At 67.9% G+C, this 15,271-nt stretch carries 15 protein-coding genes and 1 tRNA gene; 4 read left to right on the top strand and 12 right to left on the bottom strand.

Annotated elements, in window-relative coordinates:
- Positions 1 to 55: 55 nt before the first annotated feature.
- Positions 56 to 2,380 carry an NAD-dependent DNA ligase LigA gene (ligA, locus tag ACT6QK_RS05330; protein ID WP_444596774.1) on the top strand — a complete coding sequence of 775 codons (2,325 nt, stop codon included), beginning with the start codon at positions 56 to 58 and terminating at the stop codon, positions 2,378 to 2,380.
- A 38-nt stretch (positions 2,381 to 2,418) separates the two neighbouring features.
- Here the strand turns inward: ligA and ACT6QK_RS05325 are convergent, their stop codons facing one another.
- The 9 genes from ACT6QK_RS05325 to ACT6QK_RS05285 all read right to left on the bottom strand — a co-directional run bounded on the left by ACT6QK_RS05325 (position 2,419) and on the right by ACT6QK_RS05285 (position 11,411).
- Positions 2,419 to 3,408: an aldo/keto reductase gene (locus ACT6QK_RS05325; RefSeq protein WP_444596773.1), complete on the bottom strand. Its 990-nt coding sequence runs from the start codon at positions 3,406 to 3,408 to the stop codon at positions 2,419 to 2,421.
- Positions 3,409 to 3,468: 60 nt separating this feature from the next.
- On the bottom strand, positions 3,469 to 3,858 hold the full coding sequence (locus ACT6QK_RS05320) for a type II toxin-antitoxin system VapC family toxin (protein ID WP_444596772.1): 390 nt from the start codon (positions 3,856 to 3,858) through the stop codon (positions 3,469 to 3,471).
- On the bottom strand, positions 3,855 to 4,109 hold the full coding sequence (locus tag ACT6QK_RS05315; protein ID WP_444596771.1) for a type II toxin-antitoxin system VapB family antitoxin: 255 nt from the start codon (positions 4,107 to 4,109) through the stop codon (positions 3,855 to 3,857). The genes ACT6QK_RS05320 and ACT6QK_RS05315 overlap by 4 nt, the downstream gene beginning before the upstream one ends.
- Positions 4,110 to 4,143: 34 nt before the next feature.
- A complete protein-coding gene (locus ACT6QK_RS05310) occupies positions 4,144 to 5,973 on the bottom strand; it encodes an aminopeptidase P family protein (RefSeq protein ID WP_444596770.1) in 1,830 nt (609 codons plus the stop codon).
- 232 nt (positions 5,974 to 6,205) lie between these two features.
- Positions 6,206 to 8,209 (bottom strand): acetyl/propionyl/methylcrotonyl-CoA carboxylase subunit alpha, encoded by a 2,004-nt coding sequence (locus ACT6QK_RS05305; protein WP_444596769.1) that lies wholly within the window; start codon positions 8,207 to 8,209, stop codon positions 6,206 to 6,208.
- Between the two features lie 44 nt (positions 8,210 to 8,253).
- Complete coding sequence (locus ACT6QK_RS05300; RefSeq protein ID WP_444596768.1) at positions 8,254 to 8,598, bottom strand: type II toxin-antitoxin system PemK/MazF family toxin; 345 nt, start codon at positions 8,596 to 8,598, stop codon at positions 8,254 to 8,256.
- Positions 8,585 to 8,800 carry an AbrB/MazE/SpoVT family DNA-binding domain-containing protein gene (locus ACT6QK_RS05295; protein ID WP_444596767.1) on the bottom strand — a complete coding sequence of 72 codons (216 nt, stop codon included), beginning with the start codon at positions 8,798 to 8,800 and terminating at the stop codon, positions 8,585 to 8,587. Before ACT6QK_RS05295 ends, ACT6QK_RS05300 begins: the two co-directional genes overlap by 14 nt.
- A gap of 90 nt (positions 8,801 to 8,890) precedes the next feature.
- Entirely contained in the window at positions 8,891 to 9,790 is a 900-nt protein-coding gene (locus ACT6QK_RS05290) for an enoyl-CoA hydratase-related protein (protein WP_444596766.1), read from the bottom strand.
- Between the two features lie 13 nt (positions 9,791 to 9,803).
- Positions 9,804 to 11,411 carry a carboxyl transferase domain-containing protein gene (locus ACT6QK_RS05285; RefSeq protein WP_444596765.1) on the bottom strand — a complete coding sequence of 536 codons (1,608 nt, stop codon included), beginning with the start codon at positions 11,409 to 11,411 and terminating at the stop codon, positions 9,804 to 9,806.
- Between the two features lie 78 nt (positions 11,412 to 11,489).
- Between ACT6QK_RS05285 and ACT6QK_RS05280 the strand changes: the two genes are divergently transcribed.
- A complete protein-coding gene (locus tag ACT6QK_RS05280) occupies positions 11,490 to 11,927 on the top strand; it encodes an HIT family protein (RefSeq protein ID WP_444596764.1) in 438 nt (145 codons plus the stop codon).
- A gap of 9 nt (positions 11,928 to 11,936) precedes the next feature.
- Here the strand turns inward: ACT6QK_RS05280 and ACT6QK_RS05275 are convergent, their stop codons facing one another.
- Positions 11,937 to 12,290: a DMT family protein gene (locus ACT6QK_RS05275; protein ID WP_444596763.1), complete on the bottom strand. Its 354-nt coding sequence runs from the start codon at positions 12,288 to 12,290 to the stop codon at positions 11,937 to 11,939.
- Between the two features lie 53 nt (positions 12,291 to 12,343).
- On the opposite strand from ACT6QK_RS05275, the gene ACT6QK_RS05270 reads away from it, so the two are divergent.
- Together ACT6QK_RS05270 and ACT6QK_RS05265 are read left to right on the top strand one after the other, a co-directional pair.
- A tRNA-Thr gene (locus ACT6QK_RS05270) sits at positions 12,344 to 12,419 on the top strand.
- Between the two features lie 38 nt (positions 12,420 to 12,457).
- The gene (locus ACT6QK_RS05265; RefSeq protein ID WP_444596762.1) at positions 12,458 to 13,090 is read left to right on the top strand and encodes a TetR/AcrR family transcriptional regulator; all 633 of its coding nucleotides are present in this window, start codon (positions 12,458 to 12,460) and stop codon (positions 13,088 to 13,090) included.
- 223 nt (positions 13,091 to 13,313) lie between these two features.
- Here ACT6QK_RS05265 and ACT6QK_RS05260 read toward each other — a convergent pair whose 3' ends face one another.
- Together ACT6QK_RS05260 and feoB are read right to left on the bottom strand one after the other, a co-directional pair.
- On the bottom strand, positions 13,314 to 14,102 hold the full coding sequence (locus ACT6QK_RS05260; RefSeq protein ID WP_444596761.1) for a prepilin peptidase: 789 nt from the start codon (positions 14,100 to 14,102) through the stop codon (positions 13,314 to 13,316).
- A gap of 155 nt (positions 14,103 to 14,257) precedes the next feature.
- The coding region (feoB, locus tag ACT6QK_RS05255; RefSeq protein ID WP_444596760.1) for a ferrous iron transporter B at positions 14,258 to 15,271 on the bottom strand (1,014 nt) is incomplete at its 5' end.

The following is a 15,271-nucleotide window of genomic DNA, read 5'->3' as shown; positions in this document are numbered from 1 at the left end:
CTTAAGTTCCCGTCATGGACTGCTAAACCCGCCCCCCCAGCCGTTGCGATTCCCGATGACCGAGACCGACCTCGCCCCCCTGACCGAAGACGCCGCGCGCGAGGAACTGGCGTATCTGGCCGCCGAGATGGCCCGTCACGACGCCCTCTACTACGCCGAGGCCGAGCCGGAGATCACCGACGCCGACTATGACGCCCTGAAGGCCCGCAACGCCGCCCTCGAGGCCCGCTTCCCTCACCTCGTCCGCGACGACTCTCCGTCGAAAAAGGTCGGCGCCCCCGTCTCGACCCAGTTCGCCGAGGTCCGCCACGGCGTGCCCATGCTGTCGCTCGACAACGCCTTCGACGACGCAGACGTGGCCGACTTCGTCGCCCGCATCCGCCGCTTCCTGAACCTGCCCGCCGACGAGGCCGTCGCCTTCGTCGCCGAACCCAAGATCGACGGCCTGTCCGCCTCCCTTCTCTATGTCAATGGCGTGCTTCAGGTCGGGGCCACGCGCGGCGACGGCAAGACCGGCGAGGACGTCACCGAAAACCTCAGGACCTTGGGCGACAGCCAGATCCCAACGCGCCTGCATGGCTCCGGATGGCCCGCCCGCATCGAGGTGCGGGGCGAGGTCTATGCCCCCAACGACGAGTTCGCCGCCTTCAACGCCGTCGCCGAGGCCGAAGGCCGCCGCACCTACGCCAACCCCCGCAACTTCGCCGCCGGCTCCCTGCGCCAGAAAGACCCCAGGATCACGGCCGGCCGCCCGCTGCGCTTCTTCGCCTATGCCTGGGGTGAACCCGTCGAGGGCTTCAGCGACACCCAGCACGGCGCCCTGGAAAAGCTGGCCGAATGGGGCTTCCCCACCAACCCCCGCTCCGAACGGGTCGAGAACGCCGAGGGCCTGATCGACGTCTACCGCCGTCTGGAGACCGACCGTGCCGGGCTGGGCTATGATATCGACGGCGTCGTCTACAAGGTCGATCGCATCGACTGGCAGCAGCGCCTCGGCTTCATCGCCCGCAGCCCCCGCTGGGCCATCGCCCACAAGTTCCCGGCGCAACAGGCGACCACCGTGCTCGAAGGCATCGACATCCAGGTCGGCCGCACCGGCTCCCTGACCCCCGTCGCCCGCCTGACCCCCGTCACCGTCGGCGGCGTCGTGGTCCGCAACGCCACCCTGCACAACGAGGACGAGATCGCCCGCAAGGACGTCCGCCTCGGCGACACCGTCGTCCTGCAACGCGCCGGCGACGTCATCCCCCAGATCGTCTCGGTGGTGGCCGACAAACGCCCGGCCGACGCCGCCCCCTATGTCTTCCCCACCCACTGCCCCGTCTGTGGCTCCGAGGCGGTGCGGCCCGAGGGCGAGGTCCGCCGTCGCTGCACCGGCGGCCTGATCTGCGACGCCCAGCTGGTCGAGCGGCTCAAGCATTTCGTCTCTCGCCGCGCCTTCGATATCGAGGGTCTGGGCGAGAAGCAGCTCATCGCCTTCCACGAGCGCGGCTGGATCCACGAACCCGCCGACATCTTCCGCCTGGCCCGCGACGCCGAAAAGCTCGACGCCCTGCGCGCCGAGGACGGCTATGGCGAAACCAGCGTCAGGAACCTCGTCGCCGGCATCGACGCCCGCCGGACGATCACCCTGGAACGGCTAATCTTCGGCCTCGGCATCCGTGACATTGGGGACCAGACCTCCCTCCTGCTGGCCCGCGAGTTCGGCAGTTGGAGCGCCTTCCACGCTGCTGGACTGGAGGCGGCTCAGGGCATCCCCTCCGCCGAATGGACCCGTCTGGCGGAAGCCCACGCCGTCTCGCCCCGCGTGCTTTCAACCCTCGCCGCCGCCGACGTCGCCGAGAACGATCCCTGGCCCGAGGCGCCGCTGGACCAGAAGATCGCCCTTGCCTTCCCGGGTCTCGCCTCCCCCGCCCGGCGCGCCCTGGCCGAACTCGCATCCGACTGGACCGGCCTGCGCCGTCTCGCCGCCATCGCCCGCGACGAAGGCCCGTCCGAGACCCTCGGCCGCATCGCCGGGATCAGCGGCGTCGGCCCCGTCGCCGCCCGCGCCGTGGCCGAGTTCTTCCACGAGGATCACAACAAGGCCGTGGTCGATGCCCTGATCGCCGAGCTGGAATCGGTCATCGACGCCGAACGCCCCACCGCCGACAGCCCCGTTTCGGGCAAGACCGTCGTCTTCACCGGCAGCCTCGAACGCTTCACCCGCGACGAAGCCAAGGCCCGCGCCGAAAGCCTCGGCGCCAAGGTCTCCGGCTCGGTGTCGAAGAAGACCGACTATGTCGTCGCCGGCCCCGGCGCCGGGTCAAAACTCGCCGACGCCCCGAAGCATGGCGTAACGGTTCTGACCGAGGACGAGTGGCTGGCGCTGATCGCCTGACGTCCTCCCCATCGCGGCGCGACAGGGAGGACTTGAACTCACCGATTCAGCGCCGCCCGCGCCGCCTCGGCGTAGCGGTGGCCAGACGCCGCATCCTTCGGGAACACCGCCTCGATCGCGGCCAGGTCTTCCGCGGTCAGCACGATGTCCGCCGCCGCCGCGTTCTGCTCCAGCGTCGCGATCCGGCGCGTGCCGGGGATCGGAACCAGATCCTCGCCCTGGGCCAGCACCCAGGCCAGGGCCAGTTGCGCCGCCGTCACGCCCTTGTCGGCCGCGATCCCCTTGATCGCCTCGACCAGATCGAGGTTCTTCTGGAAGTTCTCACCCATGAAACGCGGGTTCGAACGCCGGAAATCACCCGGCTCCAGATCGTCGATGGACTTGATGTCGCCCGACAGGAAGCCCCGCCCCAGCGGACTATAGGGCACGAAGCCGATCCCCAGTTCGCGCACGGTCTCCAGAATGCCGTCCTCCGGCTCACGGCTCCACAGCGAATACTCCGTCTGCAACGCCGTGATCGGATGTTCGGCATGACCCCGACGGATCGTCTCGGGCGCCGCCTCCGACAGGCCGAGGAAGCGGACCTTGCCCTCCTTGACCAGTTCGCCCATCGCCCCGACCGTCTCCTCGATCGGCGTATTCGGGTCCACCCGGTGAAGATAGTAGAGATCGACGTGGTCCATGTTCAGCCGCTTCAGGCTGCCCTCGATGGCGCGCCGCACATTGGCGGGCGTCCCGTCCACGGCCAACGCCGTGCGGTCGGCGTTGTAGCCGATGCCGAACTTGGTCGCGACGAAGGCGTCGTTGCGTCGGCCCGCCAGCGCCTTGCCGACCTGGATCTCGTTGGTGTGCGGCCCATACATCTCGGCCGTGTCGAAGAAGGTGACGCCCAGATCGAGCGCCCGGTGGATCACCGCCGTCGCCTGCGCCTCGTCCGACGCCTGGCCGTAGAAGGCCGCCATCCCCATACAGCCCAGACCGATGGCCGAGACCTCGGGTCCGTTCGGACCCAGTTTGCGCGTCTTCATGGGGATGCTCCTTTGGTGTGCAGGCGCCTCAAGTCGTCTCCCGACCCCGGCAGCGCAAGATCAGACGGCGGAAACGATGTCCGTCCGGCCGAAATCCTCGCCCTTGAACAACAGGGGCTCGCCCGTTTCCTTCGCCAAGGCATAGGCGAAACAGTCGCCGAAGTTCAGCCGCGCCTCGTGATTGCCCTTGCCGAAGCGCGCATAGGCCCGGCGGGCGCGATCCGCATGCTCCCGGGTCACTGGAACAACGTCGATGCGGGCGAGGGTCAGCAACCGATCAAACGCCTTGGCCGGAAAATCATCCTCCGCCTTGCGATCAATCACCATGCCCATTTCGAAATAGGTCGCCGCAGACATTCGTGGCTCGCCGCCCATCAGCGACCTCAGCAATTCGTCTGCATCCGGCTCGCCGAAAATGATCGCGATGATGGCGGAGCTGTCGACGATCAAGCAGGCATCCCCGTCTCGGGGTCGTAGAGGAAGGCGGTGGGATCCTCACCCGGCTCCAACGGCTGCATGTGTTCGCGCATTTCGGCCAGCAAGGCCCTGACCTCGTCATAGGTCGCCTTGACCGGTGCCTCCGGCTCCCGGGACAACTGTTCGCGCAGGGCCGCCGTCACCGCTGCGGTGAGGCTCTCGCCGCGTCGGCGCGCGAGCTCCCTGGCAAGACGATGGGTTTCGGGGTTCTTGATGTTCAGCATGGTAGAACCGCTTCTACCACACCGCCCCACCCCCTCAAAGCGGCGCGCAGACCTCGGTCAGCCACTCCAGCGCCGCCGCATCCGCCTGCACGCCCTCGGCCAGCAAAGGCCCGACCTTGGCCAGGGTCTCGGCGTGATAGGCGTCGACATAGGCCCGCTCGGCCTCGGTCAGCATCGAGACCTCGATCAGCCGCCGGTCGATGGGCGCGAAGGTCAGTTGCTCGAACCCGTGCATCGGCCGCTCGCCGCCCAGGATGGGCTCCGGCGCCGTCACGACCTGCAGGGTCTCGATGCGAATGCCCCACGACCCCTCGCGGTAATATCCCGGCTCGTTGGACAGGATCATGCCGGTCAGCAGGGGCTGGCTGTTGAACGCCTTGGCGATCCGCTGCGGCCCTTCGTGGACGCCCAGATACGACCCCACGCCATGGCCGGTGCCGTGGTCATAGTCGAAGCCCGCCGCCCACATCGGCGCCCGGGCGATGGCGTCCAGCTGGTGCCCCGTCGTCCCGACCGGAAAGCGGATGGTCGCCATGGCGATATGGGCCTTCAGCACAAGGGTGAACTTGTGCTTCTGGTCCGCCGAGGGTTCGCCCACGGCCATGGTGCGGGTCACGTCGGTCGTGCCGTCCAGATACTGGCCGCCGCCGTCCACCAGCAGCAGGGAGCCCGCCTCCATCTTCCGGATCTTGGCGCCCACAGGCTTGTAGTGCGGCAGGGCGCCGTTCGGCCCGGCCCCGGCGATGGTGTCGAACGACAGATCCTTCAGCATGCCCGTCGCCTCGCGGAAGCCTTCCAGCTTCGTCACCACGGCCCGCTCGTCCGGCAGTTGATCCTGCGCCTCGGTCGCCACCCAGTGCAGGAACCGGCTCAGCGCCGCCCCGTCGCGGATGTGGGCCCGGCGGCTGCCCTCGATTTCGACGGCGTTCTTGGCCGCGCGCGGCAGGGTGCAGGGGTCCATCCCGCGCACCACCTTCGCCCCCGCCGCCTCCAGCCGGTCGAACACCCAGGCGGACGAAAGCCCCGGATCGACCAGCACGGCCTTGCCCGACATTCCGTCCAGCGCCGCTTCCAGCGCATCCGGCGACTTCAACTCCACGGCATCGCCCAGCCAGCCGGGCAGTTCATTGGTCACCTTGGCCGGGTCGAGGAACAGGCTGGCCGAGCCGTCCGCCGCCACGATCGCCTGGCCCAGCGGCAACGGCGTGCGGATCACGTCGCCGCCGCGAATGTTGAACAGCCAGGCCAGGGACGCCGGCGCCGTCAGCACCGCCACCTCGGCCCCGGCGGCGGCCACAGCCTGTCCGATCCGCACCCGCTTCGCCTCGGCCGTCTCGCCCGTATATTGATCCTCATGCGGCACGACCGGCGCCTGCGGCTGGGCCGGGCGCGCATCGCCCCAGGCCAGGTCCAGCGGATTGACGTCCACGGCCTTCAGCGTCGCCCCGGCCTTCTCCGCCGCACGTCGTAGCACCGCCAGCGCGTCCGGGCTGTGCAGACGCGGGTCATAGCCGATCACCGCCCCCTTCGGCGCACGCTCCAAATAGGCGGGCACCCCTCCCTCGACGAAATCCAGAATCTCGAATTGGCTGGCGTCCACCTGGGCCCGGACCTGCACCGTATAGCGCCCGTCCGCGAACACCGCCGCCCGGTCGGTGAGCACCACGGCCGCGCCCGCCGAGCCGGTAAAGCCCGACACCCAGGCCAGCCGCTCGTTGGCGTCCGGCAAATATTCGTTCTGATACTCGTCCTCGTGCGGGACCAGCAGGCCGTCCAGCCCCTGTTCCTTCAGCCGCGCCCGCACGAGGGGCAGATGCTTGGCCCCGAAGGACGGATCGGTGGTTTCGTCGAAGGTCTGGCGCATGCGACCGGATTAGGCCGGGTCGCGACGGGGCTCAAGAGGGCGAGCACCTCTCCCTCTCCCGTCGGGAGAGGGAGACCGCACACGGCGCCCCGGGCTTGATCCGGGGCGTCGTTCTGGTGCGGTAGGGTGAGGGTCGCGGCGGCTCCCGGTCGAGTCCTGCCCCTAACCCGTTCGCGGTACCGATCGCGGCGCTCCCGGACGCGCAAGCCCTCTCCCGCCGGGAGAGGGACAGTTACTCAGACGCCGCCGCAACCACCGCCAGCAACGCATCCGCCCCGACCTGATCCCCCACCGCCGCATTCACCTCTCCCACGACCCCGTCGAAGGGCGCGGTCAGGGCATGCTCCATCTTCATCGCCTCCAGCACGATCACCGGCTGCCCCTTGACCACGGCGTCGCCCGCCTTGGCCGGCGTCGCGACGATCTTGCCGGGCATGGGTGCCCGCAGGGCGCCGTCGGAGGTGGAAGCGCCACGGCCAGCGCCGTCGTAGCGGGGCATTGCGACCCTGTGCGTGTTTCCATCGACAAAGACGAGATAGTCATCATTCAACCACGGCTCGTAGTGAAACCGCCGCGCACCAAGCTGAACCAGGGGCGAACTTGTCTCAGGGTCGTAGTCCAGATGGAGCTCCCTTCCGTCTATCGACGACCAAATCCCTATATCGCCATGCCTTTGGGTCAGAGAGACCGTCTGGGTTCTGCCGTCGACACTGACCGACACCGGCGATGTCGAGGACGAATTCAACCGAAACCCAGACACGCCGTATGGAGCACCCCACGGTGATGAAGCGTAGGCGTCGTCACGGCCAACTCGATGCGGAAGTCCTCCCAGCATCAAGGTCGCGCCGATAAGGCCCATATCACCGCTCACGCCACCGGCGACGAGGGCGTCTTCTTCCGCCCCGATGAACCCCGTATCCACATCCCCGGCCACGAACCGGGGATGCTCCAGGCACCGCTTCAGGAAGCCCGCATTGGTCCTCACCGGCCAGACCTCGACCTCGCCGCAGGCGTCGGCCAGACGCGCAGCCGCCGCCTCGCGCGAGGTTTCATGCACGATCAGCTTGGCGATCATCGGGTCATAAAACTGGCTGACCTCACCGCCCTGCTCCACGCCGGTGTCCACCCGGATGTCGTCCGGCAGGTGGAAATGTTCCAGCCTGCCGATGCTCGGCAGGAACCCGTTCGCCGGATCCTCGGCATAGAGGCGCGCCTCCATGGCCCAGCCGTTCAGGGGGATGTCGGCCTGCTTCAACGGAACGGGCTCGCCCGCCGCCGCCCGGAACTGCCATTCGACCAGATCGACGCCGGTGATCGCCTCGGTCACCGGATGCTCGACCTGCAGCCGGGTGTTCATTTCCATGAACCAGATGCGGTCGGCGCGCAGCCCCTCCGACGCATCGGCGATGAACTCGATGGTCCCCGCCCCGACATAGTTCACCGCCTCGGCCGCCCGCACCGCCGCCCCGGTCACCGCCGCCCGCGTCGCCGCGTCCATGCCGGGCGCAGGGGCCTCCTCGATCACCTTCTGGTGCCGGCGCTGCAGCGAGCAGTCGCGCTCGTTCAGGTGCACGACCGTGCCATAGCTGTCGCCGAACACCTGCACCTCGATATGACGCGGGCTCAGGATGTATTTCTCGATCAGCACCCGATCGTCGCCGAAGCTGGAGGCCGCCTCTCGCTGACACGACGCCAGAGCGTCCAGAAACGCCCCGGCCTCATCGACCCGCCGCATCCCCTTGCCGCCGCCCCCGGCCACCGCCTTGATCAGCACCGGATAGCCGGTGGCGTCCGCCTCGGCCTTCAGCCGCTCCGGCGACTGGTCCGCCCCCATGTATCCGGGGGTGACCGGCACCCCGGCCTCGACCATCAACTGCTTGGCCGCGTCCTTCAGCCCCATGGCGCGGATCGAGGCCGCCGGCGCGCCGATCCACACCAGACCCGCCGTCTGAACCGCCTCGGCGAACTCCGCGTTTTCACTCAGAAAACCGTAGCCCGGATGGATGGCCTCGGCGCCCGTCGCCTTCGCCGCCGCCAGCACCTTTTCCTGCACCAGATAGGACTCACGCGCCGGCGCCGGGCCGATCAGCACCGCCTCGTCCGCCTCCCGCACGAACAGGGCGTCGGCGTCAGCCTCCGAATAGACGGCGATGGTGCGGATGCCCATGCGACGGGCGGTCCGGAACACACGACAGGCGATCTCGCCACGATTGGCGACAAGGACGGATTTGAACATGGGCGAAGTCTAGAGACGTGAACCGAAAGTGGCGAGGGGCGAGTTCAGCCCAGACCCAGCCGCTCGCGGAGCTGGCCCCTGACGGCCTCGTGCACCGCGTCCGGCAACCGGCCGATGCCCTCCAGCCGATCCAGCTCGACCGTGGCGATCTTGGCCGTGCGGATCAGGGACGCCACCGGCAGTCCGGCGGACCGGAAATCCTCCGTCAGCTCAACGTCCCCGGGCCAGGCGCGGTTTTCGGCGCTGGTGACCATCAGCACCCAGCACAGCCGTTCGCCCAGCCCCACCCCGCCGTCGCTGACGACCACTGCGGGTCGCCACTGACGGGTGTCCCGGTCGGTATAGGGAAAGGGCGCCCGGACGACCGTGCCTGCCTCAAAGGTCGGCATAGGCCCGCGCGTCCGCCTCGGTCGCCCATTCGTCGAAATGGACGAATGGATCGTCCCGCTCGACCGGTCGCGCCTTGGTCAGCCGCACGCTGTCGCCCATAATTTCATAGGCCAGATCATCCCCCGGCCCGACGCCCAGGGCGTTGCGCACGGCCAGGGGCACGGTGGTCTGGGCCTTGCTGGTCAAACGACTGGAAATCATGGCGTAAGGATAATCCTTACCGCGCACGGTCGCAAGCGACGGCGGCGTCGGCCTTCCTCGGCACTCGCCACGCGTCACTCGCCACTCGCCTCACTCCGCCCACTTCGCCGGGCGTTTGTCGAGGAAGGCCCGCACCCCCTCCTGCCCTTCTTCGGAGACCCGCGCCCGCGCGATGCGCTTGGCCGTCTCTTCCATCAGGCCGTGATCGATCTTCTTGCCGGCCACGTCGTGGACCAGCCGCTTGGCGTCGCCCATGGCGCCCGGGGCATTGGTGGTCAGGCTGTCGGTCAGCATGGAGACGAACTCGTCCATCGACCCCTCGGGCAGGACCATGTCGATCAGCCCGGCATGGGCCGCATAGTCGGCGTCGAAGATGTTGGCGGTCAGGAACAGCTGGCGCGCCCGGCGCGCGCCCACGGCCTCGATCACATAAGGGGCGATGGTCGCAGGGATCAGGCCCAGCTTGACCTCGGAGAAGGCGAAGCGCGTCCCCTCGACGGCGACCGCCATGTCGCAGGCGGCGACGATCCCTGCGCCCCCGCCCATGGCCGAGCCCTCGACCAGGGCGACCGTCAGGGCCGGAATGTCGTGCAGAGCCTTCAGCATTTTAGCCAGACCCATGGCGTCGTCGCGATTGTCGCCTTCGGACCACTCCACCGCATCCCGCATCCAGCCCAGATCGGCCCCGGCGCAGAAGGTGCCGCCCGCCCCGCGCAGGAAGACGACCCGCACATGATCCGCGCCCTGCAGGGTCTCGAACGCCTCATACAGGGCCGCGATGGTCGCGGCGTCAAAGGCGTTCTTCTTCGCCGGCCGGTTGATGGTGACGAAGACCACCCCGTCTGTCGTCGAGTCGATCTGCACCAGATCGTCGTTCGCGTCCGGCGCGGGATCGGCCAGCAGCGGATGGGCGATGGCGTTGATCTCCGCCGCCTCGGCGTCGGTGATGTCCAGGGCGTTCAGCTCGGCTTCGGTGGGGGTGTCGGTCATCGTGTAACTCCAGTCACATCCTGAACACGCCAAACGTCGTGTCCTCTATCGGGGCGTTCAAACTCGCCGAAATCGCCAGACCCAGGACGTCGCGCGTCTGGACCGGGTCGATGACGCCGTCGTCCCACAAACGCGCGGTGGCGTAATAGGGGTTGCCCTCGTCCTCATATTTCTGACGGACGGGTGCCTTGAAGGCCTCGGCCTGTTCGGGGGTCCAGCTGTCGGCGTCGCGGTGGACGGTGGCCAGCACCGAGGCCGCCTGCTCCCCGCCCATGACGCTGATCCGGCTGTTGGGCCAGGTGAACAGGAAGCGCGGCGAATAGGCCCGGCCGCACATGCCGTAGTTCCCGGCCCCGAAGCTGCCGCCGATCAGCACCGTGAACTTCGGCACGTTCGCCGACGCCACCGCCGTGACCATCTTGGCCCCGTGCTTGGCGATGCCCTCGGCCTCGTATTTCCCGCCGACCATGAAGCCCGAAATGTTCTGCAGGAAGACCAGCGGGATCTTCCGCTTGCAGGCCAGTTCAATGAAGTGCGCCCCCTTCTGCGCGCTCTCCGAAAACAGCACCCCGTTGTTGGCCAGGATGGCGACCGGATAGCCCCAGATGCGGGCGAAGCCGCAGACCAGGCTGGAGCCATAGTCGCGCTTGAACTCCTCGAACTCCGACCCGTCCACGACCCTGGCTATGACCTCGCGCACGTCATAGGGGGCCCGCACGTCGTCCGGGATGATGCCATACAGCTCCGCCGCATCCAGCGCCGGTGCGCGCGGCTCGCGCACGTCCAGATCGACCTTCTTTACTGAATTCAGATGGCCGACGATGTCGCGCACGATCTCCAGCGCATGCTCGTCGTTCTCGGCCACATAGTCGACGACGCCGGATTTCCGCCCATGGGTCTCGGCCCCGCCCAGCGCCTCGGCCGAGATGACCTCGCCGGTCGCGGCCTTAACCAGCGGCGGTCCGGCCAGGAAGATGGTGCCCTGATTGCGTACGATCACCGTCTCGTCCGACATGGCCGGCACATAGGCCCCGCCCGCCGTGCACGACCCCATGACGCAGGCGATCTGCGGGATGTTGCGCGCGCTCATCCGCGCCTGGTTGAAGAAGATGCGGCCGAAATGCTCGCGGTCGGGAAACACCTCGGCCTGGTGCGGCAGGTTCGCCCCGCCCGAGTCGACCAGATAGACGCAGGGCAGGTTGTTCTGCTCGGCGATCTCCTGCGCCCTCAGGTGCTTCTTCACCGTCAGCGGGAAATAGGCGCCGCCCTTCACCGTCGGATCGTTGGCGACGATCATGACCTCTCGGCCCGACACCCGTCCGACGCCGCAGATCATCCCCGCGCCCGGCGCGCCGTCCGGATCCTTCGCATCGCCATACATGCCGTTGGCCGCCAGTTGACCCACCTCCAGGAAGGGCGAACCGGGGTCCAGCAGCCGTTCGACCCGGTCGCGCGGCAACAGCTTGCCCCGCGACACATGCCGCTCCCTCGACGCCTCGGACCCACCCAGAGCGGCCTTCGCCACCTTGGCCCTCAGCTCGGCGACCAGCGCCTCATTGTGCGCCTTCAGGGCCTTGAAGGCGGGGCTCGACGGATCGGCGGTGCTGGTCAGCTTCGGCATGGCCGAAGGTTTAGGAGGGAAACCGTCGCCTGGCAAAGCCCGTCTCTGCTAGGCTCGACCCGACAAAGGAGACCGCCCATGAGCCTGACCGGCGCCTATGATCCCGCCAACATCTTCGCCAAAATCCTGCGCGGGGAAATTCCTTCGGCCAAGGTGTGGGAGGACGAAAACATCCTGGCGTTCATGGACGTGTTTCCGCAGTCCGAGGGGCATGTTCTGGTCATTCACAAGACCTCGACCGCCCAGAACCTGCTGGAGATTTCGCCCGAACACCTCGCCCAACTGACCGCGGCGGTTCAGCGCACGGCCCGCGCCGTGACCGCCGCCCTGTCGCCCGAGGGCTTCTCCATCATGCAGTTCAACGGCGAGGCCGGCGGCCAGACCGTCTTCCACCTGCACTTCCACGTGATTCCCCGCTGGTCCGACCGCGCGCTGAAAGGCCACGGTCACGCGCCGATGGCGGACACGGAAACTCTGAAGGCCCTTGCAGGACGGATCGCGGCGGCGCTGGACTAGCCAACCCGCCTAGAACGGCCCCCGGAAGATCACCCAGGCGCCGCCGAAGATCAGGGCGAAGCCGATCGCGTGGTTCATCGTCAGCTTCTCGCCCAGCACCGCCACCGAGAAGACGGCGAAGACCAGCAGGGTGATGACCTCCTGCATCGTCTTCAGTTCGGCGGCCGAATAGACCTGATGCCCGATCCGGTTCGCCGGCACCGCCAGACAGTATTCGAACAGGGCGATGAACCAGCTGACCCCGATGACGATCCACAGGGGCTTGGACCCGAACTTGAGGTGGCCGTACCAGGCGAAGGTCATGAAGACGTTCGACAGCAGCAGCATGACGACGGGGGCGATATGGGGAAACGAGATCGGCATGGCGTGATCTTGCTTGCCCCGAGGCTCCGACGCCAGCATAAGCGCGTCGAAACGCCGGTTTAGCTCAGTTGGTAGAGCGCCAGTTTTGTAAACTGGATGTCGCGGGTTCGAATCCTGCAACCGGCACCATCTTCCTTCCGCGGCGTCCTCTCCCCAGGGTCACCACGATGCCGACGAGCACGACGAACAAGCTGGGACACCGCATCGGCGCGCGCGGCGGCCGGACCCGCTCGTCCATCCTCGCCGCCAGCCGCGCCCTGCTCGACCGCAAGCATCTGGGCGAAATCCGCGTCGCCGACGTCGCCGCCCACGCCGGGGTCTCGGCGTCCAATTTCTACACCTATTTCAAGACGGTCGAGGAGACGATCCTGGCCCTGTGCGATATCGCCGCCGCCGACTTCCAGCCCCTGGCCGCCCAGCTCGACGGCGACTGGTCCGGCGACGGCGCCTTCCGCATCGCGCGCGGCTATGTCGTCGACGTCCTGCTGCAATGGCGCGAGCACGGCCCGGTCCTGCGCATCGAACACATGCTGGCCGACCAGGGCGAGCCGGGCTTCGTCGAGAGCCGCATCAGACGACTGCGCCGCGTCCACCTGGCCCTGGAACGCCGCATCGCCCGGGCCCACGCCACCGGCTATCACGCGCCGGGCCTCGACCCCCGCCTGACCTCCTATCAGGTGGCCAGCATGGTCGAATCGGCCGCGGACGGCTTCGAGCTCCTGAAGCGCGGCGACACCCCCGCCGACGCGGTCATCGACACCACCGCCCACATCGTCGCCAAACTGGTGACCGGACGTTAGGCCCGCACAGAAGGCGGCGCCTTTCCGAGCCGGATCAGGGCCTTGCCGATTGTCCGCCCTCGCAACCCGTCAGTGATCCCCACCGGGCTATAATGCGGACCGGTCTTTGACATCCCGGTCTCGAGCCCTGTCCCGTCTGGACTCTATGGACTCTCCCGACTGCATTTTTCGGCCCGACCGGACGGAAAGTAGAGGTCATGACAGACGATGGGCGTAGATCCCGCTAGCCGTTCAGGCCCAGCGGCCCCCACAGCCAGGTCAGCCAGATCCCGATCGCCAGAAATGTCCCGAACGGCAGCCGGTCGGTTCCGCTGACCGATTTCCGCAGGATCAGCCGCGCCAGCACCAGGCTGAATCCGCCGGCACAGGCCCACAGCATGACGCTGGGCAGGCCCATCCACCCGAGCCAGGCCCCCGCCCCCGCCATCAGGAAGGGATCGCCCCCACCCAGTCCCTCGCGCTTGCGCACGGCGCGGTAGAGGGCCGCGATCCCCCACAGCAGGCCGAACCCGACCGCCACCCCGATGATCTGCGGCCACGGAACCGCCTGCCCGATCAGGGCCGCCGCCCCCAGCCCCGTGACGGCCAGCGGCCAGGTCAGCACGTCCGGGAGCCAGAAATGCTCGGCGTCGATCAGCCCGATCAGGAGCAACTGCCAGCCCAGCAGAGCCGTCGCCCCGACCGTCAGCCAGGAGGCGTCAGCCTGCGCAACGCCAGCCAGCGCGGCCCAGACCCCGATCCCGCCCGCAGCCAACTCGATCAGGATATAGCGCGGCGAGATCGCCGCCCGACACCAGCCGCACCGCCCCCGCAGCGCCAGCCAGCTCAACACCGGAACCATATGCCGCGCCGCCAGAGGCTTCTCGCAGCTCATGCAATGCGACCGCGCGAAGACCACGTCCTCCTCGCGCGGCAGCCGCACCGACACGGCAGCCAGAAAACTGCCCACGATCAGGCCCAGCAGGCCCATGACGGCGGCGACGAAAACTGTTGCAGGCAGGGGGGCGGGCATTGGCGTAATCGCCCTCACTTCAATCCCGTCATCCTCGGGCTTGACCCGAGGATCGGGCGCTGTCTCGGTCTGTGCTTCGATCCCGTCGCACGGGCGGCGGATCGTCCGGCCCTCGGGTCAAGCCCGAGGGTGGCGGAGCGGTGTGTAAATCCGCTCTAGCCCCCGACCGCCCCTCCGCCAAGGGCCACCGCCGTGTGATAGGTCGCGAACGATGCCAGATAGGCCAGGGCGAACATGTAGACCACCATCACCCACATCCATTTCCAGCTGTTCAGCTCCCGCTTCACCACCCCCAGGGTCGCCACGCACTGCGGCGCGAAGACGTACCAGGCCAGGAAGCTCAGCCCCGTCGCCAGCGACCACTGGGCCGCCAGGGTCGCGCCCAGCAGGCTCCCGGCCGCCTCCGGATCGCCCACGGCGTAGACGGTGCCCAGAGCGGCCACCGCCACCTCGCGCGCCGCCATGCCGGGCACCAGGGCCACAACCATCTGCCAGTTGAAGCCGATGGGAGCGAAGATCGGCTCCAGCGCCTGCCCGATCATCCCGGCGAAGGAATAGTCGATGGCCGGCCCCGTCGCGCCCTCCGGCGGATAGGGGAAGGTTCCGGCGGCCCAGACCACGATCATCAGCGGCAGTATGATCCGCGCCGCCCGCTCCATGAATATCCGCGCCCGGAGCCACAGGTTGAACGCCACGCTCTTCAGGTCAGGCATTTTATAAGTCGGCAGCTCCATCATGAAGGGCTCGACCGCCCCTCTCCAGAAGACCTTTCGGATCACGAACGACACCAGCAGGGCCGACACGATCCCCGCCGCATAGAGGCCGAACATCACCAGCCCCTGCAGACTGGCGAAGCCCCACACCGTCTGTTGCGGAATGAAGGCGCCGATGATCAGCACATAGACCGGGATCCGCGCCGAACAGGTCATCAGAGGCGCGACCATGATGGTCGTCAGCCGGTCCCGCTTGGCGTCGATCACCCGGGCCGCCATCACGCCCGGGATGGCGCAGGCGAAGCTGGACAAGAGGGGAATGAAGGCCCGCCCGTGCAGCCCAGCCCCGCCCATGATCCGGTCCATCAGGAAGGCCGCCCGGGCCATGTAGCCGAAGTCTTCCAGCAGGATGATGAAGGCGAACAGGATCACGATCTGCGGCAGGAAGACCAGCAC

It is taken from the genome of Brevundimonas sp. (assembly GCF_052436175.1).
Lineage (GTDB): Bacteria > Pseudomonadota > Alphaproteobacteria > Caulobacterales > Caulobacteraceae > Brevundimonas.
The sequence above is the reverse complement of the archived record's forward strand: the minus strand, read 5'-3'. Positions and strand labels throughout refer to the sequence as shown.

Bases quoted from the DNA above. Each gene is read 5' to 3' on its own strand.
- ligA (WP_444596774.1), top strand. From the start codon at position 56: ATGACCGAGACCGACCTCGCCCCCCTGACCGAAGACGCCGCGCGCGAG.
- ACT6QK_RS05325 (WP_444596773.1), bottom strand. From the start codon at position 3,408: ATGAAGACGCGCAAACTGGGTCCGAACGGACCCGAGGTCTCGGCCATC.
- ACT6QK_RS05315 (WP_444596771.1), bottom strand. From the start codon at position 4,109: ATGCTGAACATCAAGAACCCCGAAACCCATCGTCTTGCCAGGGAGCTC.
- ACT6QK_RS05310 (WP_444596770.1), bottom strand. From the start codon at position 5,973: ATGCGCCAGACCTTCGACGAAACCACCGATCCGTCCTTCGGGGCCAAG.
- ACT6QK_RS05305 (WP_444596769.1), bottom strand. From the start codon at position 8,209: ATGTTCAAATCCGTCCTTGTCGCCAATCGTGGCGAGATCGCCTGTCGT.
- ACT6QK_RS05300 (WP_444596768.1), bottom strand. From the start codon at position 8,598: ATGCCGACCTTTGAGGCAGGCACGGTCGTCCGGGCGCCCTTTCCCTAT.
- ACT6QK_RS05295 (WP_444596767.1), bottom strand. From the start codon at position 8,800: ATGATTTCCAGTCGTTTGACCAGCAAGGCCCAGACCACCGTGCCCCTG.
- ACT6QK_RS05290 (WP_444596766.1), bottom strand. From the start codon at position 9,790: ATGACCGACACCCCCACCGAAGCCGAGCTGAACGCCCTGGACATCACC.
- ACT6QK_RS05285 (WP_444596765.1), bottom strand. From the start codon at position 11,411: ATGCCGAAGCTGACCAGCACCGCCGATCCGTCGAGCCCCGCCTTCAAG.
- ACT6QK_RS05280 (WP_444596764.1), top strand. From the start codon at position 11,490: ATGAGCCTGACCGGCGCCTATGATCCCGCCAACATCTTCGCCAAAATC.
- ACT6QK_RS05275 (WP_444596763.1), bottom strand. From the start codon at position 12,290: ATGCCGATCTCGTTTCCCCATATCGCCCCCGTCGTCATGCTGCTGCTG.
- ACT6QK_RS05265 (WP_444596762.1), top strand. From the start codon at position 12,458: ATGCCGACGAGCACGACGAACAAGCTGGGACACCGCATCGGCGCGCGC.
- ACT6QK_RS05260 (WP_444596761.1), bottom strand. From the start codon at position 14,102: ATGCCCGCCCCCCTGCCTGCAACAGTTTTCGTCGCCGCCGTCATGGGC.